Raw genomic sequence first — 24,155 nt, 5'->3', positions numbered from 1 at the left:
GGCCGCCGCACCCTGCCGCACATCTGCCGGTACGGCGGACACGAACGTCGTACCAGCAGGTGTCTGCAGCTCAGTTGCGCTGCGTGGCGGACGTCCCCCGATGGCCGTCCTCGTCTTTCCCGAGTGACCGCTCCCGGGCGAACGCCGCGACCAGGGGGGACACGTGGAAGCGTGTTCCGCCGCCGGGCGCCGTGCGGGCTTCGATCAGGTGGAGTTCGAGCAACTGATCGAGCAGGAGATCCGCTTCGGCTCGGCCGACGTCGAACAGTGCCGCCGTTGCCCGTCCGGTGAACTCCGCGTCGCCGCACATGCTCATCAGGCGCAGGGCCCGCCGACCGGAGGTCGTGAGAAACCGGTAGGACAACGCGATGCGACGGCGTACGGCGATGTCGCCCACAGTGAGTTCGTCGAGTCTGCGGTCCTCGTCGGACAGGGCGCGCGCCATGTCCCGCAACCTCATGTGGGGGCGGGCCGCCAGGCGGGCTCCCGCGACGCACAGAGCGAGCGGAAGGTTGCCGCACAGCGCCGCGATCTCGTCGGCGGCGGCCTCCTCGCCGGTGACGCGCCCGATTCCGGCCGCGCGGCCGAGCAGTGCCGTCGCATCGTCCGGTCCGAGGGGTGCCAGTGAGAGATGGGATCCGCAGAGGTCGGCGAGCGTGGCGCGGGTCGTCACCACCGCCCGGCATTCGAGCCCGTTGGGCAGCAGCGCCCGTACGGTGTGGGATTCGGCGACGTTGTCCAGGACCACGAGCACCCGCCGTCGACTCAGCAGAGTCCGGTACAGGGCCACCCGCCCGTCCATGCCTCGGGGGACCGTCGAGGGGTGTGCGCCAAGTGCGCGCAGGAACAGGCTCAGGACGCTCTTCGGATCCACCGCGCTCTCGTGGAACCCGCCGAGGTCGGCGTAGAGCTGCCCGTCGGGGAAGTCGTCGATGAGTCTGTGTCCCAGGTGGACGGCCAGCGCCGTCTTCCCCACTCCCGCCGGCCCGGCGATGACCAGACAGCGCGGTGCGCGGTTCGGCTCCAGCAACGAAGCCGCCGCGGCGTCGACTTCGCCATCGCGTCCGATCAGCGGCAGGGGGATCGGAGGCAGCAGGCATGGAGCACCTGTCGAACCGCACGGAGCCGCCGTGCCGGGTTCTTCGGTGAGCGTCCGGTGCGCTCCGAGCCAGCGGGCCACTTCACCCTCCGGCAGGTCGAAGGCCAGGAGCAGCGCGGCGAGCAGATCCACATGCGGGAGCGTGCCCCGGTTGAGCGCGCTGTAGACGGTGCTCAACGGCAGGATGTGACCCCGGCGGCGGGCGTGCCGTTCGATGTCGCGGTACGACAGCCCGGTGCGGGATTTGAGTCGGCGCAACTGCGCGACGAACTCGTCCCGGTGTCGGATGTCGCGGGGATCGACATCGATCGCTTGCAAGGCGGTCATCGCTTGCCCCTCTGTCGCTGTGCGCTGGTTGCCGTGGTCTCTTGGATCCGGACACGCGGACGCGCCGGAGTCGAGGCCGCTGGTGGCACGTGCGGCCTCGACTCCGGCGCGTTCCCCCGCTCGCCCAAATGGCCAGCGGCCGCCGGGGCTTGGGAGCGGACCCGGTAGGTGCCGGTAGGGAACCCCCGGTGGCCGACCGTCGTACAGCGGCACCGTCGGCCCGGTCCGACTACAAGCCGCCCGGCCCGTCCACCCGGCCGCAGGCGAATCCGGTGATCCGCCAGTACAGAGCGTCCCGGGTGCGCGGTCCGTACACTCCGTCCGCGCTCTGTCCTCGCTGGACTGCGCGCGCTTGAGCGCCGTCCGGGTAGCGTTACCGAAAACGCCGTCCTCGGCGACTCCCGCGCCGTAGCAGGAATTGAGCGAATTCTGCGGGGACTTCACGGCACTTGAGGAATTCCCAACCGACAGCAAGCAGCTGACGCCGCGGCCCGCGGCAGGCAGGCTCGTGGTCCGCCCAGGAGGGCGAGGACCGCTGAGGAGGAAATCGGACGGCGACAGACCGTCATGTCCTGGCATTCCTTTCGGGACGTGGGCCTCTTGTCTCGTCTTGTCTTGTCTCGTCGGAGCGCGTGCTCGCGGTCATTCGTACGGACTCCCGCTCCGCCGCCGCTCCGGACCCTGTCGAGCCTTGGGTGAACCGTGCCCGGCCAGTCTTGTCGGAACCTTGGCGCGATCTGGAATAGGCCGGTGGGGATCGGTTCGGCAAGCTGAGAGCTCGCGCGGGCAAGTGCGGGAGGTGTGATGGCGGTCGAGTTCCGGGTGCTCGGTGACATCTCTGCGCACATCGGCGACGCCGCACTCGATCTCGGCCCCGCGCAGCAGCGTTCCGTTCTGGCCACCCTGCTGGTCGAAACTCCGCGAACGGTCTCGGTGGACCAGCTCGTCAGCCGGGTGTGGGGCGAGCGTGAACCACAGCGCGTCAAGGGCACTCTGTACGGCTATGTGTCCCGTCTGCGGAAGGCCTTGGCTCCGGCGGACGAGGAGGCGTCGATCTCACGGCGCTCCGGCGGCTACGCCTTGCTGGTGGACCGTGCCGCGGTCGACCTGCACCTGTTCCGGGACCTGGTCAAACGGGCCCGCGCCGACGAGCACGCCCGTCGTGCCGCGGAACTCTTCGAGAAGGCCCTGGAGCTCTGGCAGGGCGAGCCCTTCACGGGGAGCGACGCCTCCTGGTTCGGCACGTTGCGCGAAGGGCTGCTGCAGGAGCGTTTCGCCGCCACGTTGGACTACCACGACGTACTGCTGAGCCTCGGCCGTCACGGGGAGCTACTGGCACAGCTCACCTCCCTCGCCGATCAGCACCCCCTGGACGAGCGGGCGGCCGCGCAACTCATGCTGGGCCTCTACCGCAGCGGACGGGCCGCCGACGCCCTGCGTCACTACGACGTGCAACGCCGCCGTCTGGTGCGGGAACTCGGCACCGATCCGGGTCCCTCACTGAGCAGGCTCCACCAGCAGATCCTCACGGCCGCCCCGGCTCTCGCCCCTCCCGGTGCCGACGCCTCCGCCGACGCCTCCACCGACGCCCGCCCACCGGAAGGCCGCGCGACGAGTGATGTCGCCGAGGAGCCGGAGCAGCCCTCCCGCACGGCGGACCGGTTGGACGACTCCCGCGCGGGCGGCGCCGAGGAGCGGGGACAGGCGAACGGGCAGCAGTCTCTGCCCCGCCTGCTGCCACCCGGGCCGACCCTGTTCGTGGGCCGCGAGGACGAGACGGCCCGCGCCTGCCGGATCCTGCGGCAGGAGACTCCGGGACCGGTGACCTTGCTGGTGACGGGCGCGGCCGGGGTCGGCAAGACGGCTTTGGCCGTGCGCGCCGGACACGTCCTGGCGTCGCGGTTCCCCGATGGTCAACTCTACGTGGACCTGCGGGCCTTCGGCGGCGAGCGGGTCGAGCCGTTCACGGTCCTGGGCGCCTTCCTGCGGGCGTTCGGCGTACGGGGCGGGGCGGTTCCGCCTGACCTCACCGGCCGGGTACACCTCTACCGCACCGTGCTGGCCCAGCGCAGGACGCTCGTCGTGCTGGACAACGCGGCCGACGTCCAGCAGGTGAGCCACCTCCTGCCCAGCGGAGCGCACTGCGCTTCCGTCGTCACCAGCCGCACCACGCTGGCGGGCCTGGACGGTCACCGGCTTCCTCTCGGGACCCTGGGCCCGGCCACCGCGCTCGACCTGTTGCGCGGGATGCTCGGCGGTGAGCGCGTCGCCGCGGAGCCCGAAGCGGCCCGAGCCATCGTCGACACCTGCGAGAACCTGCCCCTCGCGGTCTGGGTCGCCGGCGCACGGCTGGCCGCACGGCCGCACTGGCCGCTCGGGAAGGTCGCGCGCGCACTGGCCGACGAGCAGCGCAAGCTCGACGAACTGGCCGTGGGCCACATCGCGGTGCGCGCCAGCCTTGAGCTGACGTACCAGGCGATGTCCCCCACGAGCCGTCACGCGCTGCGCATGCTCGCCACCCTGCCCGGCACCGACTTCGCCGCCTGGGCCCTGGCCGCCGTGCTGGACGTGGACCTGCGCCGTGCGGAGGCCGTACTGGACGACCTGGTCGAGGTCCATCTGGTGGAGAGCAGCGCCCGAGGCGGCGCCGGGATGCGCTTCAGGTTGCACGACCTGGTGCGGTTGCTGGGCCGGGAGCGGGCGGAGCGGGAAGTGTCACTGCGGGACCGCGCCCTCGCCCTGTCCCGGCTGCTCGGTGCGAGCCTGCACCTCGCCGACCTGGCCGCGGACAGTCTCAGCGTCGACTTCCAGGGCATCTCGCACACCGAGCTGGCTTCGTGGCGGCCGTCCTCCGCGGACACCGCTCAGCTCCTCACGGACCCACTGGCCTGGTTCAACGACGAGCGCCAGTTCCTCATCACGGTGGCGGACCACACGCTCGACGGAGCGGAGATCGAATCGGCCGCGGCCTTGGCCACCACCTTGACGACCCTCTTCCAGATCGGCAGCCACTTCGACGACTGGGAACGGCTTCAAAGCCGGGCGCTCAAGGCGGCGTTGAGCAGCGGCAGCACGCGGAGCGCCACTGAACTCCACCGCTGTCTCGGGGAACTCACCACGATCCTCGACCGCTATCCCGAGGCGCTGCACCACTTCGAGCAGGCACTGGAGCTCGCCGACGGTGAAGGTCCCGCGTACCTGGCCAGTGCCACCGCCGGGCTGGCCTACGTCCATCGGCTGCTGGGCCAGTACTCCCTGGCCGTCGAGCACTTCACCCGTGCGGTCGAACTGGCCAACACAGCGGGAAACGTCAACTGCCTCGTCTACGCGGCGAACGGCATCGGCGTCATCGACCTGGAGCAGGGGCGCGTCGACGAGGCCGTCGCGCAGTTCACCCGGTGCCTCGGGGCGAGCCGCGAAGCGGGCTACCGTCCCGGCGAGGCCCAGGCGCTGCGGTGCCTGGGGCAGAGTCACCGCGCACGCGGCGCCTACCCGGAAGCCGCCGACTGCTTCCGCCGGGCCGCAGCCATCAGCGAGGGCCTAGGCGACCGGCTCAGTGCCACGCACGCCACGTGCTGGCTCGGGGACGTGCTGGTCCGTCAAGGGTCTCAAGGGGAAGGGCGTCTGCTGCTGGCGCGTTCACTGTGGACCTACCGGGAGTTCGGCAACCTGTGGGGCGAAGCGGCGACCCTCTACGCGCTGGCCGAGGCGCAGATCGTCGCCGGGCGTCCGGGGCCGGCCCTCCTGCGGGCCGAGGCGGCCGTCCGGCTGTGGCGACAGATCGGCTCCACGACATGGCTCTCCGTCGGCCTCACCACCCTCAGCAGGGCGTACGAACTCGCCGGTGCCCCAGCAGCCGCCACACGCGCCCGAAACGAGGCAGCAGCCCTTCGTACCCCCTCTGCGACCGACTGAACAGGTGCCTCGCCCCTCTAGCGGGGGACGGCAGCCGTACGCGACCGACCCGTTCCGCACGCGTCCGAACGGCCCAACGCATCGCCCGTCGCCACAGTGCTCGACACCGGGCAGTTGCCACGAGATACGACAAGCTCGCGGGCCGCTACGAGGCGACTCTCCTCGTAGCGGTCATCGATGAGTGGCTGTGACCGGCCATTCAGGGATGGCGGACGGCAGGCCGTGGAGTCATGACGGTTCAGGGGGTGAGGGCATGCTCGACGAACTGGCCGCAGGAGCGGAACCCCAGGCGGCGGTAGACGGGCTCGCCGTCGGCCGACGCCTGCAGGACCGCGATGCGATGGTCTTGCTCGCGGGCCGTGCGGAGGGCCGCAAGCGTGATGGCGCCGCCGTAGCCGCGTCGGCGGTGGGCAGCCAGGGTGGAGATGTTGTAGATACCGGCGACTCCCGCATGGTGGAACACCTCGGCGGAGCAGACCGCGCGGTTCTCCACGTAGCCCACCAGATACCGGGCCGGGGAGGTCGCGGCCAGCGCCTGCGAAGCGGCCTGGGCGAAAAAACGTCGGACGGTTTCGGCGGGCGGATTCCAGTTCGCCGCGAGGACCGTGGCGTAGTCGGCGAGCTGTTCAGGTGTGGTCACGCTCCGGATGTCCAGGCCCGCAATGGCGGGAGGCGGCAGGGCGTCGTCCAGTTCGGCCCACATCGCCGTCTCGCGTTCGGACACCGGCAGACCGGCCGCTGTCAGTCGGGTGGTCAGGTCCGCCGGTGTCGAAGCCGGCCCCACCCACCAGGAGAAATTGCGGCCAGTGAGAGCCAGTGCCGCGGCGGTCTCGGTGATCCGGACCGTGGCTTCGTCGGAGGTGAAGCGTGCCGCGGCGACGATGTTGAACGTGTCGTCGTCTAGGCCGCTGTCCGCGATCAGGAGGTCATCAGCCTCTGTGACGGTCGCACCAGCTGTACTCCGGTGCAGATGACAGGCGTGTTCCGCCAGGTTGCGCTCCATCCTGTCCGGCAAGTCAGCTTGGTCGAGAAAGTAATCGTTCATAGCGATTGATCCCATCATGACCGGACGGACATCGCATGCAATTTCGACTCACGCCCTACGTCGAAGCGCCCCCGGACCGATCAGCGGTCCGTCCCCTTCCCTGCACCCGTCTCTTCTCGTGCCGGGATGAAAGGGCGGTTCAAATGGGCGGTCGCCAACAGGGCCTCGCGGCGCCGCGCGTCGCCCAACAGCCGTTCCCGGCTGGAGCGGGCCGTAACGGCGTCCCGCTCGGAGCGGTAGGACACCGCCGGGTTCGCCAACTGCACGGCGTGCACCAACGCGTCGCCCGTGACCACGATGCTCCGGGACCCGCCCTCGACCAGGACCGACTGGTGGCCTGCCGTGTGCCCCGGCGTCGGCACCAGGGTGACCTGCCCTCGCCCGGTGCCGCCGCGCCCGCCGCCCAGCAACCGAGTCCGCCCCTCGACCTCGTGGAGCAGGCCCGCCGCGCGCAGCGGAGCGACCACGTACGACAGCGCCGTATCGCCCTCCGCGAGGGCGGCGGTCTCGGCGCGCTGCACCACATGGCGGGCCCCGGGAAACATCGGCGTCCTATCCGCCCCCACCACCCACCCGTAGTGGTCCTCGTGCAGATGCGTCAGGACGACGGTGTCCACGTCCGCCGTGCTGATGCCCGCAGAGGTGAGTACGGTTGGCAGACGGCCCGGCACCGGCGCCCAGTCCGCCGCGGGGCTCCCGGCCGGACCGACCCCGGTGTCGACCAGGGTGACGCGCCCGCCGGGCCGCCGGACCGCGTAGCAGCGGAAGGCCAGCTCCCACGCGTCGCCGGGGCCGAACGCCACCGGATCGATCCGGGCGGCCCGCTCCCAGTCGTCCGCCGAGGCACCACCGAAGCTTTCCTGGCGCTTCGCGGGGAACGGGCCGTGCGCATCGAGGAGCGCCAGGACCTCGTACGCACCGACCCGGCGGCCCAGCACCCGCGACTCCCCGGCGGCCGCGCCGCCGTCCACCAGTGTGTGGTCCCACACCGCGAAGCTCGTCGTCGCCGCTCCTCGCAGCACATCGCGTCGCCCCAACTCCCGCATGTCGCTCCCTCTTTATTCAACGCCGTGCCGTACACCGAACAGGATGCCGGGCAACGGCACCGCGCCGCTCGTAAGTTCTTGCTCACTGTCGGCAGCCCAGGGCAAGGCAGCGCCATGTGTATGGCCGCCGCTCGCAAAGTCCAGCCTCTTTTCGAAGGCCGTCAGGAAAGGGGGATCGGAAAAATTATCGCGTCCATCGGGAAATGGCACGGAGACTTCCAGGTCGTCCTCCTCCTGGAGTGCGAATGAGTAGAATTCGACATATACGTCGATGTCGAAACGCGCGTTCAATTCAGCCACGGACAGCTCCCACTGGCTCCCCCATCTGGTTACTCGGAGACTACGATGCCGCCTCCCGCGGTGGGCGCCGCCTGACCTCGCCGGGCCGCGAGGGGCCGCCAGCGAGCTGAACACCCCCCGCCGCGGAGCGTCAGTGCCGCTCTTCATGGTGGACGTCGGACGAGGTGAAGGCGTAGGCGTCGACGGGCTGGGCCTGGTCGGCGGCGTACGCCGCGCGGTCTTGTCGGTGTTCTTCGGTGATGTCGGGGTGTACGGGGGGTGTTTGGGGAGCGTGCCAGAACTGGACGAGATGGCGTTCGCCGTGGTCGCCGATGCCGGGTTCGGGGTCGTCGGCGTGGCAGTACAGGCGCATGCGCACCCAGTTGCCGTCCCCGCCGCCGGTGGAGGGGGGCAGGGTGAGCGGTTCCTCGTCCGGGGGCCAGGCATCGGGGATGTCGCCCTGGTCGAGGGTGGCCACGCAGACGAAGGACAGGTCGGCGCGGAGGCTGAGTTCTTCGACGTCGTGCCAGGTGCCGGCCGGTTCGGGGGGCGGGGGGCCGTCGTGGATCTGGACGGTCAGGTTTAGGGGGCCGGTGTCCGTGGTGGTCAGGACGACGGCGTTGGCGTCGTCGGCCGGGCCGCAGCGCCAGCCGAAGGGCATTTCGGCGGGGTAGGCGTAGTCGTCGGTGAAGCCGATGAGGTAGCCGTTCTCACCGAGGTCGACGGTGAAGGAGCACGCGCGCACCAGCATGGAAGCCTCCTTGGATACGGCCGGGTGCCCCGCTCCCGCGGGTCGCGGGAGCGGGGCACCGTGGCGTGCGGGAGTTTATCGGCGCTCAGGCGATCACGTAGAAGGGGTCGCGGTCCATGACGTGCATCTGGCCGCGCCAGGCGGTGATCCGTCCGCCCTGGGACTTGTTCTCCTGGGTCTTGACCCAGGTGATGGAGCGCTGCCCGGCGGCGAGGGTGGTGCCGCCCTCGTAGGTGGAGGCGAAGGGGTACTCGTCGCAGGAGGTGCGGCCGGCGGCCTGCATGTCGGCCGGGGCGGTGCGCGGGCACACCGCGGCCCGGTGCTGGGTCTCCTTGGTCTTGTTGGTCATCCAGCGCAGGGGCTTGTAGTTGCCGTACGGGTCGCCGTAGTGGCCGCCCCTGGCGCGCAGGTTGCGTATGCCCTCGGATATGCGGGCCAGGCCGACCATGCTCACCGCGGTGGGCACCTCGGGGATGGCACAGCCGGAGCGGTTGGTGCGGGTGCTGCCGAAGTAGTTGTCGCAGCGGTAGGCGGCCGAGGCGTAGGAGACCTTGGCGGGGCTGTAGCCGGCCTTCGTGAGGGCGAGGCTGTAGGTGGTCTTCGCCTTGGCGAGGACCTTCTTGGGAGCGATGGTGGTCTTGTAGCCGACCGAGCCGGTGGCCGCGCTGTCCAGGGAGTGGCCCTGCGGGAAGGAGACCGTGGCCCGGGTCCCGGCGCCGGACTTGGCGGCGACGTTGACGCGTACGCCCCGGCCTTGGCCGGTGGTCCTGGCCTTGGAGACGGTGAACGTCTCGCTCCAGTTCGCGGAGTTCGTCTTCAGCGTCATCCGGTGCTTGACGTCGAAGTCCGCAGTACCCCGCAGGACGGGGCGCCCGTTGACGATCTGGACGACGTCGAGGTGGATGGCGACCCACTCGCACTGGCTGAACCGGTTGACCGTGATCCGGTTGATCGTACAGGTCGCCGGCGCCGCCGGACTGAAGGCCGTACGCGCCTGGGGCGCGGGCGCCGTCCCGATGGTGGGTGTGGTGACGGTGACGCGCAGCTCGGTGGCGCCCGGCTGGCTGGCCATGGCCGTCGGCGCGATCCCCGATGCCAGCAGCCCGAGTCCAGCGGCCCCCGCGAACAGATTGATCAGCTTCAAGATGTACCCCCGGTGTCGTGGAACGCAACAGGAGGCACAGCAATTCAACTCGCGTCCCCCCGAAGCGCGTTGATGCCATCCAAACACAGAAAGCACGAAGATCGCACGGAAATTCGATCGGATTCAAAGGGCACAGGTTCTGGGCGCATGCCCAGCACGGAGGCTGCCGTACGACTCGGCCGATCACATCACACACCGGCCAGGGGGCCGGGCACCAAGGTTGTCGCCTCACCGGAGGTTGAGACCCGCGCGCCCGCCTTCTCGCACTGGGCTACCACCGCCAGCAGGTCCTGGCCGATGGTTCCCCCTGTTTATGGGATCGCTCCCTCCAGCACCGTGATGTCGGCGATCGGCGGCCGACCGTACAGGGCGAGGATCTCGTCGGCGAGGGCGATGGTCCGCAACGGGTTGTCCCGCTGGCGGTGGGCCTCGATGCCTGCGGCGAGAAGCCCGGAGGGTACAGCCCCCGCGTCGAGGAGGACGCGCCACTCTCCGGGCGGGAGTTCCAGGTACTCAAGGTGCGTGAGCCGGGCTATCTCACAGGGATCGGCGAGAGTACCCGGATAGGCGGAGAGCGTCCGAAGACGCGGCAGGTCGAAGACGGGAGCGAGGCTGAGAGGCGCCTCCTCCCAGACCCCGAGGCTGAGGACCTCCAGGCCAGGGTGGGCGGCAGCCTCGACGCTCGGAACAGAGGCGCGATTGACGTGGGCGACGAGCGGCGGCCGTTCGGACCGTCTGAGCGGTCGGCCGTCGAAGTGGCGGTGAACAACCAGATCGGTGAGGGAGTCGGCGACCAGCCCGGCACCGACGTTCTCCTCGTGACTGATGATGATCACCTGCCCGACGTGCCCGTCAGGACCTGGTGTGAGGTCGATGGCGATCCGGTCTCCGCCGCCGTTGTCACCGAAGACGATCCAGCCCGGCGAGCCGACGAGCCCCTGCACCGCGTCTTCCGGCCCCGTCTCGACCGCCTCCATGGCGCCGAACTTCCACAGTACGTGCCGGGAAGCCGCGTCGGCGACGTACACCTCGCCGAGAGGAAAGAGCTCGCAGCCGACGGCGTCGTACGGCTCCTGGTAGTCGTCCCAGTCCTCGTGCCGGCCCCGGACGACCTGGTACAGCGCCCTCAACTCGGCGGGCAGCGGCACGCCCAGATGCGCCTCGGCCTCTGCGATCTCCTCCTCGGACGCGCCCACCGCGTTCGGGAGCCGCTCGCGAAGAGCGCGCTGGAGCAGTTCCACGTCCGCGGACGGAGCGGGCACTGCGCCCGGCACCCGCTCGGGCAGGCGGCGCACCGGCTCGGGCAGTGCCCCGTCCGCGAGAAGAAGCGTGCCCGGGTGCGCGGTCGCGACTCCCGGCTCCGCCGAAGAGCCCAGTCTGATCAGGTGCAGCCGGATACCGCTGGGAGCAGAAGACGCCTCCGCTACGAAGGAGACACCGTCGCTCCCGTCCTCCTTGAGAGCTTCGACGATCCGGCCCACGGCGTCGAACTGCTCCTGATTGTCGGAGACCTGCGAGGCACGCCCCGGCTCCGGAGGCCGGTACGGCAGCGGAACGCTCCATGCTCCGGGACTGATCTGCCCCGCCACATGCCCGCCGGGTGCGGTGAGCGTTTCCGTGTGGGCGGCGCACAACAGGCGTAGCAGGGGTTGCCAGGTGGTGAAGTCATGAAGCGCGGTCACGTGCGGGTCTCCTGACCATGTGTTCGGTGATTGATGAATGGTGATGGATGAATGCGGAGGTGTCACCGGTGCCGTTCACCTGAGCACCCCGCACTCGCGCACGTGGCCGTCTGCGTTGTGTCTGCCCCTCGGTGTGGCTGTCGGCCTACGTCGAGGGCCCAGTGACGGACCCTAGTTGATGATCTCGCCCCGCTCGTCCGCGAGGATCGCGGCGAGACGCTCCCGCCAGAGCTGAAGCGCCTCGGGTGTCAGCCGCGTCCAGTCGTCGACCTCCCCGAGGACGCGGAGCGGTTGCTTGCTGCGATAGGAGCGGGTGGGGTTACCGGGGAACTTCTTGTCGGTGACGTTCGGGTCGTTCTCGAACTCCCCGGTCGGCTCGACGAGGTACACCCGCGGCGCGCCGTCTCCTGCGGCGAGCTCGGCAGCGAGGCCGGCACCGTCGCGAAGAGCCGTGAAGTAGATGTGGTTCATGACGATCTCCGGCCGGTAGTTGGAGCGGAAGCCCGCGGTGAGTAGGTCCCCGACCTCCAGATCGGCCTTCGTGCCGTGGAAGAACGGCCCCGTGTCCAGCGTTTCGCTCATCACCACAGCCTACGATCCGAGCCACGGCGCCTCGGCGGGAAACACCCGGCGCACACCCGTTTCCAGAACGATCATTCAGCGCGAGGTAATGCTCCAGGGCCGTACGGAACCGGTGGCCATCGGCGTCGGGAAGCTTCAGACGGCCCGGAGCGAGCGCGCGGACCCGCACCCAGGACTCGGTAGTGACACCCCCGTTCGCTATGGTCTGCGACCATGACCGGAACCACGGCCGAGGCATGGCCGGAACCGCCCCTCGCAGGCACCGAGGCCGCAGCCGTTCTCGGCGCCCTCGAACGCCAGCGCGCCACGCTGGCGTGGAAGTGCTCCGGCCTGGACGCCCCCGGCCTGCGCGCCACGCTCGGCACGTCCGCCATCACGCTGGGCGGTCTCCTCAAGCACCTGGCGCACGTGGAGGACAGCCACTTCGCCCGGCTGTGGCTCGGCTCCCCCGTCGGCGCACCGTGGGACACGGTCGACTGGGACAGCACACCCGACTGGGACTACCGATCTGCCGCGCAGGACACCCCGGAGCAACTGCGGGCGCTCTGGCAGGAATCGGTCGCCCGCTCCCGTGCCATCGTGGACGAGGCCCTCAGCAAGGGCGGGCTCGACCAGCTCGGTGCGTACACCACCCGTAGCGGGGAACGCCCCAACCTCCGCCGCGTACTCCTCGACCTCGTCGAGGAGTACGCCCGCCACGCCGGCCACGCCGACCTCATCCGTGAATCCGTCGACGGTCTCACGGGCGAAGACCCGCCGAGCTGAACCGAGGGGCCCGTGCCGCGTAGTGGCCGTCCGGGATGACCGCCCCACCTCCCCCGAGCAGGTGGTGGCCGCCCGTTCGCGCGCCTCAGGACCGGCCCCCGTACGCCACAGGGCGCGTCAAATCTCGTCGGCGTGTGCCCGGCGAACACCGGGCAGATGCACCACGAGGAGCGTGAAGGCGGCCAGCGCCACGTTGCGGGCCGCGGCGTCCAGGCCGTTCCAGTCGGACGACTGCCACATGGCGAACCACTCGCCGCCGATCACGAGGAAGCCCACGCCGAAGAGCAGCAGCACCATCACCAGTCCTACCGTGCTCGCCGCACGGGCGCGCTCGTACGCGTCGCGGCGCAGCCCCGTGACCCAGAACCAGGTGGCGGCGAGGAGTACCACCGCGGCCAGTGACTCCCAGACGATGACGGCGACGTAGGCCGCGTTCTGGAGAGCGGAGGATTCGACCGCACGCCACATCAGGTCGGGGTCCTTGAAGGTGGTGTCCATGCTCAGGACGTGCTGGACGAACTGTTGGTTGGTACCGAAGTCGGTGATGTTCCCGAAGGCGACCAGGGTCATGTAGAGCGCGACGGTCGCCGTCAGCGCGGTCGCCGCGACGGGCAGCGCGCCCAGCCGCAGGAGCCGGTTCCGCCGGGTGGTCCGGGCGGTGCCCGGGGAACGGGCGTCGGAGTCGGTACCGGTCGGCCGGTGGGGCTGTGCCATGGATGTGCCCTCCCTCGTCGTCCCGCGGGCACGTGGCCCGCGCGCGTCATACCGTCCCTTCCCCACTTGCCCGCCCGCGCCAACGCGCCGGGAACACACGCGTCCGCGATCCGACTCCCGCGGATGGCCGCCCCCCCCTGGGCCAGCGCCCGAACCCGCGTCCGGACGCGGTCCGCACGGCCGGTGCCCCCGCTTCGGATCAGACCCTCACGTTGACCGCGTCCCAGGTCGCCGCGACGACCCGGTAGGCATACGTGTTCTGGCCGCCGAAGAGGTCGGCGGCAGCCCGGAGGGTGGCGCGGCGGGCACCGGCGTAGTCGGTGGTGGAGGTCATGTACGAGGTCAGGGCCCGGTACCAGATGTACTCCGCGTTGACCCGGCCGATTCCGGGAACGGGCCGACCGTCGACGGTGGGACTGTCGTAGACGATGCCGTTGACGGTCTTGCGGCCGCTGCCTTCGGCCAGGAGGTAGAAGAAGTGGTTGGCCGGTCCGGAGGAGTGGTGGACGTCGATGTCGCCGATGCCCGGGTACCAGTAGTCGGGGGACTTTCCGTCGGTGGAGGGCCGGTGCATGTAGCGCAGCGGGGTGCCGTTGCCGTTGAGGTCGATCAGCTCGCCCAGGAAGTAGTCGGGCACGTCGCGGGAGCTGTTGTTGTAGAACTCGACGGCGGTGCCGAAGATGTCGCTGGTGGCCTCGTTCAGGGCACCGGCCTCACGGGCGTACTGGAGTCCGGCGGTGGCGAAGGTGACGCCGTGGGTCATCTCGTGGGCGGCCACGTCCAGTTGGGTGAGCGGCTTGACGTTGCCCGCTCCGTCGCCGTAGGTCATGCAGAAGCAGTTGTTGTACCAGAATGCGTTTCTGTAGTTGTTCCCCGCGTGGACCCGGCTGTAGGCGCCGACGCCGTCGCCGCGGATGCCTCTGCGGCCCAGCCGCTGCTTGAAGTAGTCCCAGCTCGTGGCCGCGCCGTAGTGGGCGTCGACCGCGGCGGTCTGCCGGTTGCCGGGCAGGCCGTTGCCCCAGATGTCGTCGTCATCGGTGAGCAGGGTCCCCTGGCCCGTGCTCTGGTTGCGCATGTCGTACGTGCGGTGGCCGCCACGGCTCAGGTCGTTCATCTCGTAGCGGTCCAGGCGCGCGTTCGTGCCGAGGGCCACCCGGCCGTTGTACTGGCCCTGGCCGGTGCCCGTGCGCACGGCCTCGTACTCGTGCAGACGCCCGCCCGTGGTCGCATCGGTCACGATGTGCCGCTCGCTCGGCGTGCCGTCCTCCTGCGTCCCCTCGACGACCGACTCCCAGGCCAGCGCCCATTTCGTGGCCGCTGCCCACACCACGAGACTCGGACTGGTCTTGGCGCCGCTCGCTCTCCTGGCCTGCGGCGCGGAGACCAGCGGCACCGTGGACGGAATGTCCAACGGGCCGACGCCGACGGGTCGGGTGTCCGTCAGCACGCCCTTCGGGCTCCGGTGGACGACGAGGTCGCCACCGAGTACCGGCAGCCCCTTGTACCTGCGGTTGTAACGCACGTGGAGCGTGCCGTCGCGGTCCTTCGTCACTCCGGCGACGTGCAGGACCTCCTTCGCCCCCAGCCGGAGCGCCTGCGCCGTGGCACCCACCGTGTCCGCGGCGTCCTTGAGCAGCTTCGCGTGCTCCCGCGGTGACACCGGGAACGGCAAAGCCCCCTCGACGGGCTCCACCGAAGGCGGCGGCTCGGCAACGGCGGGCCCCGACTGGACGGTGGTCGCACCCGCCGCCGCGATCACGGCCAGAGCCCCGGCGAGCAACCGCCCCCGCCTCCGGCTTCCACGGCGAACGACGGACGACAACGGATGCTTCACGAGGACTCCTCAGAACGAACGGGCGCAAGACCTGCGCCCGCGCGCATCCTCGTGTCCGCCCCGCCCGAAACCTGCTCACGCCATCGGAACGGTCACCCCAACGGCACAGCAGGTCCACCCGACCTGACGCGCTGCCCCACCGGAAGGACTCGTAGGACGCGGCGTCGTGCGGTGGATGTCCGTCTGCTCCCTGAGCACCGAGCAGCCCAGCGCCACGAGCTCTTCCGGACTCGTGTCCGCCCGGCCGGGCGCGGCTTCCTTCCCTGGAGGTACGAGTCGCCTCCGCCACGCGGCGGATGCGGATAGGAGCCGCGCAGGAGGTGCCGAAAGTACGCCGCTGGAAGCCTGGGGACATGACCCAGACCTCGCATCCCGCTCCCTCCTCCGCCCCCGCCCGGCTCCCCGATCCCGGCCGGGCGTCCCGGGTGCTGCGCGCCGTCGCCGTCGTCTCCTGCCTCCCGTACCTCTCGCTCAAGGTCGCCTGGATCGCGGGCAGCAGCATCGGGATACCCAGTGGTAGCTCGCTCCTCGACGAGGACAACCGGGCGCTGATGATCAGCGTCAACGCGCTGACCGTGCTGATGGACGCCGCCGTCATCGTGCTCGCCCTGATGCTCACCCGGGCCTGGGGCCGTCGCGTGCCCTCGCCCCTGCTCGTGTTCCCCATGTGGGCGGCGACCGGGCTGCTGACACCGATCATGACGGGCTTCCCGCTGCAGTTGGCGGTCGGCCTCTTCACGGGGTCGGGCGAGAAGTCGTCGTCGAGCGGCGACTCCTTCCTCAAGGACTGGGTCTTCGGCATCGTCTACGGCGGCTTCATCGTCCAGGGCCTCGCCCTGGGCATCCTGTTCGTGCGGTACGCGCGGGAGCGCTGGGGCCACGTCTGGCGGGGGCGCGTGGGCGGTCTGCCACACGACGCCTGCGGCCGTGCGGCGCGCATGGCCTCCGTCGCGGGCGCCCTGCTCGCACTGGTGCCCGTCACGGTGCACCTGATGTGGGCAGCGGGCTCGACCACCGGGCTGCCGCAGCAGCGGATCGATGAACGCACCAGCGACTTCACCGCACTTGAGTCCCTCAGCGCCGCCACTACGGCCGTCGCCGTCGCGGGCATGCTGCTGCTCGTCTTCGCGCCCCGCACCGCGACGTTCACCCGGCTCCCGGTGAAGGTGCCGCTCGCCGCCGCCTGGGCGGGCTCAGGGGCCGTGGGCTGCTGGGGCGCCTGGATGCTGTTCGCCGGGCTGGTCCCCCAGGACGACCCCGCCAAGCAGCCTCCCACGCTGATGATCCTGACCTACGCCGTGTCCATGATCGCCGGGTTCCTGCTCGCCTGCGGCGTCGCCTCCTTCCTGCGGCGGCGCACTCCGTGAAGACGCTCTTCGACACCCCCGTCGGACCGCGCTGGGGCCATCTGGCCCTGCGGAACGCCCTGTTGATGCCGTACGGGCTGTCGAGCAGCGTGCCCGTCAGCCCGTCGCCAGGACCGGCGACCCGTGACACGGTGTGGTGCCGATCGCCAAGGGCGGGCAGGAGTGCGCCAAGGGCGGCCAGGAGTTGGGTCAGCGGTCGACCAGCCTCGGCCGCGGGTCCCCACCCGTGGATTGCGCGTCGGAGCCGACCGGGCCGCGGGGAAGCATCCGCTCCAGCCACTTCGGCAGCCACCAGTTGGTCCGGCCGAGGAGCGTCATGGTCGCCGGTACCAGCACCATGCGTACGACCGTCGCGTCGATGAAGATCGCGGTGGCCAGGCCGAGCCCGAACATCTTGGTGGAGGGGTCATCGGCGACGGCGAAGGACAGGAAGACCGCCACCATGATGAGGGCGGCCGACGTGATGATACGGGCGGTGCCCGAGACGCCCTCGACGATCGCCGTGCCGTTGTCGCCGGTGCGCTCGTACTCCTCGCGCACGCGCGAGAGCAGGAACACCTCGTAGTCCATCGACAGGCCGAACAGGATGGCGAAGAGGAACATCGGGATGAACGACACGATCGGAACCGTCGCCTCCAGCCCGATGAGCGCGCCTCCCCAGCCCCACTGGAAGACCGCGACCATGATGCCGTAGGACGCGCCGATGCTCAGCAGGTTCAGCAGCACCGCCTTGAGCGGTACGACGACCGAGCGGAAGACCAGCGTCAGCAGCAGGAACGACATCGCCAGCACGGCGGCGACGAACGCCGGCAGACGTTCGCTGGTGCGTCGGCCCACGTCGGACAGGCTCGCGGCGGCCCCGCCGACGTGCGCCCTGGCCGGACCGTGCCCGACCGCCGCGGGCAGCACCTCGGCGCGCAGCCGGGCGACGGTGTCGGCCGTGGCCTTGTCCTGAGGACTGGTGGTCGGGAACGCCACGAGGGTAGCGATGCCGCTGGCCCGATCGACGTGCGCCGGCGCGATGGACGCGATGCCCGGATCCGCCGCGACCGCCCCGACGAGCCGGTCCAGCACTCCCGGATCACCGGTGGGGTCAGCGGCGATGACGAGGGGACCGTTGGTTCCCGGACCGAACCCCTCGGCGACGAGGTCGTAGGCCCGGCGCTCGGTACGGCTCTGAGGCAGTGAGCCGTCGTCGGGCAGGCCGACGCGCAGGCCGAGCACGGGCAGCGTCGCGGTCAGCAGCAGCCCCGCCGCGCCGACCGCGTACGACACCGGGTGGCGGCTGACGTGCCCGATCCAGCGACGCCACCCGGCGGAGCGGGCGACGACCGCCGCCAGGTCTCGCCGCCGGGCGAGTCGGCCCGGCTTCCCGGGCCGCAGAGCCCGGCCGATCCGGCCGATCCGGCCGGATCGGGCCAGGCGCGGGCCCGCCGCGCCGAGGAAGGCCGGCAGCAGCGTCACCGACGCGAGCACCATCGTCAGGACGACGATCGAGACGGCAACCCCGCCCACCGTCATGAACGGCACGTTCGCGACCGCCAGGCCGAGGATCGACACGACGACGGTGCAACCGGCGAAGACCACCGGCCGCCCCGCCGTTGCCACCGCTCGTCCGGCCGCCGCCTGGGGGTCGAGCCCGCACGCGAGGTACTCCCGGTGCCTGGCGAGCACGAACAGCGCGTAGTCGATGCCCACTCCGAGCCCGACCATGCTGCCCAGGACCGGTGCGAACGTGGGGACCTCCGTCACCCCCGCCAGTACCGTCATCGTGGCGACCCCGACGGTCAGGCCGAAGACCGCCATGCCGATCGGCAGCGCGGCGGCGACGAGCGAACCGAACGCCAGGAACAGGATCGCGGCCGCAGCGAGGAGGCCGATCAGCTCGCTCGCGCCGCCGTCGGGGTCGGAGAAGGCGTAGAAGAGGTTCCCGCCCATCTCGATGCGCAGGGGCAGTTCGGCGCGCAGCCGGTCGCCGAGCTCGACGAGGGCGTCGAGGTCTTCGGCCGACAGCCGGCTCTGGTCGGGGTACTGCACCCGGACGACCGCGATCCGCCCGTCGGCCGAAACGAGGCCGCCGCGCACGGCGGTGTCCCCGCCCGCGTCGAGCGCCCCCGCCGGGTCGCTCGTGCCGAGCACGTGCGGCAGCCGCCGCAGCTCCGCCGGCAGGCGCGTCAGAGCGGTGCGCGCGCTGCCGTGGTCGAAGAACGTCGCACCGTCCTCGAGGGGGGTGACGACCACTTGGGCGGTCATCCCCTCCTGGCCGGTTCCGGCCCGCTCGATCAGTTCTGCGGCCCGCGCGGAGTCCAGCCCAGGAGCGGTCATCGAGTCCGCGGTCCGCCCGCCGAAGGCGAGCGCGGCGAGGACGGCGAGCGCGGCGACGACCAGCCAGGCCGCGATCACCCGCCAGGGATGGCGGGCGGCGCCTGCGCCCAGCTGCGCCAGGACTTTCGAGAGCATCGATTCCTCCAACGACCCCGTCGGCCGCCCTTGTACGGCCGACGACGCCGAGGTTCGCCGCCACGGCGCTCCGCGGCATCGGCCCGCGGGCCGCGGATCCGTCGGCCCCGGGGCTGAACGACAACCCGTCCTTTCGGCCGATGCGCGGCACGCCGCTGTCCTTAGGCTGAGAACCGTGCTCCGAGACGACCTGCGAACTCTGTGGACCGAACCCCGGCCGCCCGACGCGCCCGCCCGGGTGCGGCGGGACTGGGCCCTGCTCGCCGCGGGCCTCGCCGGTGTGGCACTGGAGGCCGCCCTGCGCGAGAACGTCGTGTGGCGGCCGGTGGCGGTGGTGTTCGCCGTATGGCTGTGCCTGCTGCCCCTGTGGCGCAGGACCCGCCCGCTGGCGATGGTGACGCTGGCGTTCGGCTCGGTGCTCCTGCTTCAGCTGGCCTCGCTCGCCGCCGCATCGCGCGAGTCCATCGGCTTGAACACCGGCGCGGTCGTGCTCGTGCTGGTGTACGCGCTGCCCCGGTGGGGATCGGGACGCGAGACCGTGCTGGGCGGCGCGGTGATCCTCACGGTCGGCACGCTGTGTTCCATCACGGACGAGACCCCTGTCGGCGAGAACGCCGTGGGTTTCGTCTTCCTGCTGCTGCCCGGCGTGGTCGGGGCTGCCGTGCGGTTCCGGGGAACCGCGCGCGAGCGGCAGTTGGAGCAGCTGCGCTCCCGCGAGCGCGAGCAGCTCGCCCGGGAACTGCACGACACGGTGGCCCACCACGTGTCGGCCATGGTGATCATCGCCCAGGCGGGCCGGGTCCTCGCGGGCACCGACCCGTCCGCCGCCGTCGAGGCGTTGGAGGGGGTCGAGGAGGAAGGGGCGCGCACCCTGGAGGAAATGCGCGCCATGGTCGCCGCGCTGCGCGACCGCGGGGTCGGCGCCGAGCTGGCGCCCCCTGCCGGAGTCGCGGATCTGGAGCGCCTGGTGCGCACTCCGGGTGGTCGTCTCAGGGTCGACCTGGGGCTCGACGGCGAACTGGACGCGCTGCCCCCGGCCGTGGACGCGGCCGTCTACCGGATCGTGCAGGAGTCGGTGACCAACGCGCTGCGCCATGCGGTCGACGCGACCGAGGTCGTCGTCCGGGTCGCCGCGGAACGGCACACGGTACGGGTGAGCGTGCGCGACGACGGCCGGCGCACCGGCCGGGGTCGCGACGGATACGGACTCACCGGACTTCGCGAGCGCGCGACGCTGCTCGGCGGCACACTACGAACCGGCCCGGGTGCCGACCGGGGCTGGCACGTCGACGCCGAACTGCCGAGAGCGAGGAGCAAGAGCGGTGTCCATTCGCGTCCTCGTCGCTGACGACCAGACGATCATCCGCACCGGGTTGCGGATCATACTGAACGCCCAGCCCGGCATCGAGGTGGTCGGCGAGGCCGCCGACGGGCTGGAAGCGGTACGTCTGGCCCGCGAACTACGCCCCGACGTCTGCCTGTTCGACATCCGCATGCCCGTACTCGACGGCCTTGAGGCCACCCGGCTGGTCGCCGGACCGGGCGTCGCCGACCCGCTGGCCGTGGTCGTCATCACCACGTTCGACCTCGACGAGTACGTCTACGGCTCGCTGCGTGCCGGCGCCCGCGGGTTCCTCCTCAAGGACACGGGACCGGACCTCCTGGCCCAGGCCGTACGGTCGGCGTCCGACGGTGAGGCGCTCATCGCGCCCAGCGTCACCGTCCGTCTGCTCCAGGCGTTCGCCGATCTGCCCGCCGGCCGGCCCGTGGCCCAGCCCGTCTCCCCCGTCACCGCCCGCGAGGAGCAGGTGCTCCTCGCCGTCGCACGCGGGCTGACCAACACCGAGATCGCCGATGCGCTGCACATCAGCCTCAGCACGGTGAAGACGCACCTGGCCAGCCTGATGGCCAAACTCGGCGCCCGCAACCGGGTCGAGATCGCGATGTGGGCCTACGAAACGCGCCGCATCCTCCCCGGAACCTGAGCCGGGCGCCGCTCCACGCCCCATGAGCCCCCGCCCGGACATCAGCGCACCGGCCGTCGCACGTCGGCTCCACGTGCCCCACCCGCCCCGGAGACGGACCCGGCGCGCCCGACCTCCATCGGCATACGCGGCCCTCCACCGGTCCGCAGGATCCGACGGCCGGTCATCCACCCGGATCCCGTGACACCTCGGTCGGCGGGTGACAGGGCGCCAACCGGCCCTTGAGGCCGTAGCCGTGGCCGCAGCGGCAGCGGCAGCGGGGCAGCAGCGGTAGCGGGGCAGCAGCGGTAGACGCAGCAAAGCGGGGCATCTGCCGAGTGGCAGATGCCCCGCTGAGATGGACGTGGTCGGCCTTCTCCTATCGCCTGCGGCGGCGTTGCGCGGTGATGACGAGAGCGGCGCCAGCGGCGAGGAGCACGATGCTGGTGCCGATCACTTCGCCGCTGATGTCATCGCCGGTCTCGGGGAGCTTAGGACCGGGAGTCAGGGGCGGTGTCACGGTGTCGGTGTCCACGGTGGTGGTGGACGGGTCGGAGGTGAGGGGGTCGCCGCCGGGCGGGGTGCCGGTGGCGGTGGCGGTGTTGCGCAGCGGCTTGCCCGTCAGGTCGGCCCGCAGCACGGTGTAGGTGGCGGTGCAGGTGACATGCCGACCCGGGGCCAGGCTGGCGGCCTCGTCCGGGCAGACGATGGGGCTGAGCCTGCCGCTGCCGCTGAACTCCCCTTCCCTGACCTTGATGTCGGTGAGGCTGACATTGCCGGTGTTGGTCACCTTGAAGCTGTAGGTGATCACTTGCCCCACGCGGGTCGCACGCTCGGTGTCCGCCGTCTTCTCCAGCGCCATGCCCGGGTTCGGGTCACTGGGCACCTGCGCCTCGGAGGGCGGCGAGACCACCGGCTCATCGGAACCGGGCGGCACACCGGTCGCGGTCGCGGTGTTACTGATCTTCCCCGCGTCCACGTCGGCCTGCGTCACCTCATACGTGGCGGTGCAGACCACCGACGCGCCGGGCGCCATCGACTTCGCTTCCTCGGGACAGGTGATCTCGGAGAGCCTGCCGGAGCCGGAGAAGTCGCCCTCCACCGGGTGGACGTCGCGCATGGTGACGTTGCCGGTGTTGGTGACCTTGAAGAAGTAGGTGAGAGTGCCGCCCAGCTCCAGTTCCTGCTTGTCGACGGTCTTGACCATGCTGAGCTCGGGCCTGCGGTCCGGTGGGACGGTCGTCTCGTCGGGGTCGGAGGTGATCGGGTCGCCGCCACCGGGCGGGGTGCCCGTCGCGGTCGCGGTGTTGGTGATCTTCCCGTTGTCGACGTCGGCCTGCGTGACCTCGTACGTCGCCGTACAGGTCACCGACACACCCGGAACCATCGACTTGGCCTCGTCGGGGCAGGTGATCTCCGACATGGCGCCGGAGCCGGTGAACTCGCCCTCATTGACCTTGACGTCAGTGAGAGTGACGTTGCCGGTGTTCGTGACCTTGAAGGAGTAGGTGACAGTCTCACCGGCCACCAGCTCGTCCTTGTCGGCGGACTTCACGATCTCAAGCGCGGGCTTGGGGTCCGAGGGAACGGTCGTCTCGTCGGGGTCGGAGGTAACCGGGTCACCACCACCCGGCGGGGTACCGGTTGCGGTCGCCGTGTTGGTGATCTTCCCGTTGTCGACATCGGCCTGCGTGACCTCGTACGTCGCCGTACAGGTCACCGACGCACCCGGCGCCAAGGACTTCGCCTTGTCCGGGCAGGTGATCGCCGACATGGTGCCCGAGCCGGTGAACTCGCCCTCATTGACCTTCACGTCACTCATCGTGACGTTGCCGGTGTTGGTCACCACGAAGGAGTACGTGACGGTCTCACCGAGAACCAGGTCGTTCCTGTCGGCGGACTTGACGATCTCCAGCGCGGGGTTGGGATCCGAGGGAACGGTCGTCTCGTCGGGGTCGGAGGTAACCGGGTCGCCGCCACTGGGCGGGATGCCCGTCGCAGTCGCCGAGTTCTCAATCTTGCCCGCGTCCACGTCGGCCTGGGTGACCTTGTACGTCGCCGTACAGGTCACCGACCCACCCGGTGCCAGCGACTTGGCCTCATCCGGGCAGGTGATCTCCGACATCTTGCCCGAGCCGGTGAACTCACCCTCGTTGATCTTGACGCCGGTGAGGGTGACGTTGCCGGTGTTCGTCGCCTTGAAGGAGTACGTGACGCTCTCGCCGAGGACCAGTTCGTCCATGTCGGCAGACTTCACGATCTCCAACGCGGGCTTGGGGTCCGAGGGGACCTCGGTCGTGGACGGGTCGGAGGTAACGGGGTCATCGCCGCCGGGCGGGGTGCCCGTCGCGGTCGCCGTGTTGCTGATCTTCCCGTTGTCGACATCGGCCTGGGTGACCACGTACGTGGCGGTGCAGGTCACCGACGCGCCCGGAGCCATGGACTTGGCCTCATCCGGACACGTAATGTCCGACATCTTGCCGGAGCCGGTGAACTTGCCCTCGTTGATCTTGACGTCGGTGAGGGTGACGTTTCCAGTGTTCGTCGCCTTGAAGGAGAACGTGACGCTCTCACCGAGGACCAGTTCGTCCTTGTCGGCAGACTTCACGATCTCCAGCGCAGGCTTGGGGTCCGAGGGAACGGTCGTCTCATCGGGGTCGGAAGTGACCGGGTCACCGCCGCCCGGCGGGGTGCCCGTCGCAGTCGCCGAGTTGTCGACCTTGCCCGCATCCACATCCGCCTGCGTGACCTTGTACGTAGCCGTACAGGTCACCGACGCACCCGGCGCCAACGACTTCGCCTCATCCGGGCAGGCGATCGCCGACATGGCGCCGGAACCGCTGAACTTGCCCTCATTGACCTTCACGTCACTCATCGTGACGTTGCCGGTGTTGGTCACCACGAACGAGTACGTAACCGTCTCACCGAGGACCAGGTCGTTCTTGTCGGCGGACTTCACGAGCGTCAGGGCGGGGTTGCGGTCCGCAGGAACGGTCGTCTCGTCGGGGTCGGAAGTGACCGGGTCACCACCACCCGGCGGCGTACCCGTCGCCGTCGCCGAGTTGTCGACCTTGCCCGCATCCACATCCGCCTGCGTGACCTTGTACGTAGCCGTACAGGTCACCGACGCACCCGGCGCCAACGACTTCGCCTCATCCGGGCAGGCGATCGCCGACATCTT

At 70.5% G+C, this 24,155-nt stretch carries 16 protein-coding genes and 1 pseudogene; 5 read left to right on the top strand and 12 right to left on the bottom strand.

Annotated elements, in window-relative coordinates:
- Positions 1-70 precede the first annotated feature (70 nt).
- Entirely contained in the window at positions 71-1,426 is a 1,356-nt protein-coding gene (locus ACIBNE_RS05725) for an NB-ARC domain-containing protein (RefSeq protein ID WP_399269870.1), read from the bottom strand.
- An 804-nt stretch (positions 1,427-2,230) separates the two neighbouring features.
- Between ACIBNE_RS05725 and ACIBNE_RS05720 the strand changes: the two genes are divergently transcribed.
- Positions 2,231-5,341 carry an AfsR/SARP family transcriptional regulator gene (locus tag ACIBNE_RS05720; RefSeq protein ID WP_399269868.1) on the top strand — a complete coding sequence of 1,037 codons (3,111 nt, stop codon included), beginning with the start codon at positions 2,231-2,233 and terminating at the stop codon, positions 5,339-5,341.
- Positions 5,342-5,579: 238 nt separating this feature from the next.
- On the opposite strand, the gene ACIBNE_RS05715 is transcribed toward ACIBNE_RS05720, so the two are convergent.
- From ACIBNE_RS05715 to arr, 7 genes are all read right to left on the bottom strand, one after another.
- A complete protein-coding gene (locus ACIBNE_RS05715; RefSeq protein WP_399270094.1) occupies positions 5,580-6,344 on the bottom strand; it encodes a GNAT family N-acetyltransferase in 765 nt (254 codons plus the stop codon).
- Between the two features lie 122 nt (positions 6,345-6,466).
- Positions 6,467-7,432: an MBL fold metallo-hydrolase gene (locus ACIBNE_RS05710; protein ID WP_399269866.1), complete on the bottom strand. Its 966-nt coding sequence runs from the start codon at positions 7,430-7,432 to the stop codon at positions 6,467-6,469.
- A gap of 12 nt (positions 7,433-7,444) precedes the next feature.
- On the bottom strand, positions 7,445-7,732 hold the full coding sequence (locus ACIBNE_RS05705) for a hypothetical protein (protein WP_399269864.1): 288 nt from the start codon (positions 7,730-7,732) through the stop codon (positions 7,445-7,447).
- 130 nt (positions 7,733-7,862) lie between these two features.
- Positions 7,863-8,462: a hypothetical protein gene (locus ACIBNE_RS05700; RefSeq protein WP_399269862.1), complete on the bottom strand. Its 600-nt coding sequence runs from the start codon at positions 8,460-8,462 to the stop codon at positions 7,863-7,865.
- A gap of 85 nt (positions 8,463-8,547) precedes the next feature.
- Complete coding sequence (locus tag ACIBNE_RS05695; RefSeq protein ID WP_399269860.1) at positions 8,548-9,606, bottom strand: NucA/NucB deoxyribonuclease domain-containing protein; 1,059 nt, start codon at positions 9,604-9,606, stop codon at positions 8,548-8,550.
- A gap of 311 nt (positions 9,607-9,917) precedes the next feature.
- Positions 9,918-11,288: an SMI1/KNR4 family protein gene (locus ACIBNE_RS05690; RefSeq protein WP_399269858.1), complete on the bottom strand. Its 1,371-nt coding sequence runs from the start codon at positions 11,286-11,288 to the stop codon at positions 9,918-9,920.
- Between the two features lie 171 nt (positions 11,289-11,459).
- Positions 11,460-11,870, bottom strand: coding sequence for an NAD(+)--rifampin ADP-ribosyltransferase (gene arr / locus ACIBNE_RS05685; RefSeq protein ID WP_399269856.1), 411 nt, complete (start codon positions 11,868-11,870; stop codon positions 11,460-11,462).
- Between the two features lie 213 nt (positions 11,871-12,083).
- On the opposite strand from arr, the gene ACIBNE_RS05680 reads away from it, so the two are divergent.
- The gene (locus ACIBNE_RS05680) at positions 12,084-12,635 is read left to right on the top strand and encodes a DinB family protein (RefSeq protein WP_399269854.1); all 552 of its coding nucleotides are present in this window, start codon (positions 12,084-12,086) and stop codon (positions 12,633-12,635) included.
- A gap of 117 nt (positions 12,636-12,752) precedes the next feature.
- Here the strand turns inward: ACIBNE_RS05680 and ACIBNE_RS05675 are convergent, their stop codons facing one another.
- Positions 12,753-13,349 (bottom strand): DUF2165 domain-containing protein, encoded by a 597-nt coding sequence (locus ACIBNE_RS05675; RefSeq protein WP_399269852.1) that lies wholly within the window; start codon positions 13,347-13,349, stop codon positions 12,753-12,755.
- A 199-nt stretch (positions 13,350-13,548) separates the two neighbouring features.
- Positions 13,549-15,129, bottom strand: coding sequence for a M4 family metallopeptidase (locus ACIBNE_RS05670; protein WP_399269850.1), 1,581 nt, complete (start codon positions 15,127-15,129; stop codon positions 13,549-13,551).
- Between the two features lie 407 nt (positions 15,130-15,536).
- On the opposite strand from ACIBNE_RS05670, the gene ACIBNE_RS05665 reads away from it, so the two are divergent.
- On the top strand, positions 15,537-16,550 hold the full coding sequence (locus ACIBNE_RS05665) for a hypothetical protein (protein ID WP_399269848.1): 1,014 nt from the start codon (positions 15,537-15,539) through the stop codon (positions 16,548-16,550).
- A 189-nt stretch (positions 16,551-16,739) separates the two neighbouring features.
- Here ACIBNE_RS05665 and ACIBNE_RS05660 read toward each other — a convergent pair whose 3' ends face one another.
- Positions 16,740-19,010 (bottom strand): MMPL family transporter, encoded by a 2,271-nt coding sequence (locus ACIBNE_RS05660; RefSeq protein ID WP_399269846.1) that lies wholly within the window; start codon positions 19,008-19,010, stop codon positions 16,740-16,742.
- A 175-nt stretch (positions 19,011-19,185) separates the two neighbouring features.
- On the opposite strand from ACIBNE_RS05660, the gene ACIBNE_RS05655 reads away from it, so the two are divergent.
- Positions 19,186-20,358, top strand: coding sequence for a sensor histidine kinase (locus ACIBNE_RS05655; protein WP_399269844.1), 1,173 nt, complete (start codon positions 19,186-19,188; stop codon positions 20,356-20,358).
- Positions 20,333-20,995 (top strand): response regulator, encoded by a 663-nt coding sequence (locus ACIBNE_RS05650; RefSeq protein ID WP_399269842.1) that lies wholly within the window; start codon positions 20,333-20,335, stop codon positions 20,993-20,995. Before ACIBNE_RS05655 ends, ACIBNE_RS05650 begins: the two co-directional genes overlap by 26 nt.
- 358 nt (positions 20,996-21,353) lie before the next feature.
- Here the strand turns inward: ACIBNE_RS05650 and ACIBNE_RS05645 are convergent.
- A pseudogene (locus ACIBNE_RS05645) lies at positions 21,354-24,155 on the bottom strand (hypothetical protein); the annotation flags it as partial.

Origin of the sequence: Streptomyces sp. NPDC050504 (assembly GCF_044458065.1) — a bacterium.
GTDB lineage: Bacteria > Actinomycetota > Actinomycetes > Streptomycetales > Streptomycetaceae > Streptomyces.
This window is presented reverse-complemented; position numbering and strand designations above follow the sequence as displayed.

Coding starts and splice junctions, on each gene's coding strand:
- ACIBNE_RS05680 (WP_399269854.1), top strand. CDS start 12,084: ATGACCGGAACCACGGCCGAGGCATGGCCGGAACCGCCCCTCGCAGGC.
- ACIBNE_RS05660 (WP_399269846.1), bottom strand. CDS start 19,010: ATGCTCTCGAAAGTCCTGGCGCAGCTGGGCGCAGGCGCCGCCCGCCAT.
- arr (WP_399269856.1), bottom strand. CDS start 11,870: ATGAGCGAAACGCTGGACACGGGGCCGTTCTTCCACGGCACGAAGGCC.
- ACIBNE_RS05665 (WP_399269848.1), top strand. CDS start 15,537: ATGACCCAGACCTCGCATCCCGCTCCCTCCTCCGCCCCCGCCCGGCTC.
- ACIBNE_RS05700 (WP_399269862.1), bottom strand. CDS start 8,462: ATGCTGGTGCGCGCGTGCTCCTTCACCGTCGACCTCGGTGAGAACGGC.
- ACIBNE_RS05720 (WP_399269868.1), top strand. CDS start 2,231: ATGGCGGTCGAGTTCCGGGTGCTCGGTGACATCTCTGCGCACATCGGC.
- ACIBNE_RS05725 (WP_399269870.1), bottom strand. CDS start 1,426: ATGACCGCCTTGCAAGCGATCGATGTCGATCCCCGCGACATCCGACAC.
- ACIBNE_RS05675 (WP_399269852.1), bottom strand. CDS start 13,349: ATGGCACAGCCCCACCGGCCGACCGGTACCGACTCCGACGCCCGTTCC.
- ACIBNE_RS05710 (WP_399269866.1), bottom strand. CDS start 7,432: ATGCGGGAGTTGGGGCGACGCGATGTGCTGCGAGGAGCGGCGACGACG.
- ACIBNE_RS05715 (WP_399270094.1), bottom strand. CDS start 6,344: ATGGAGCGCAACCTGGCGGAACACGCCTGTCATCTGCACCGGAGTACA.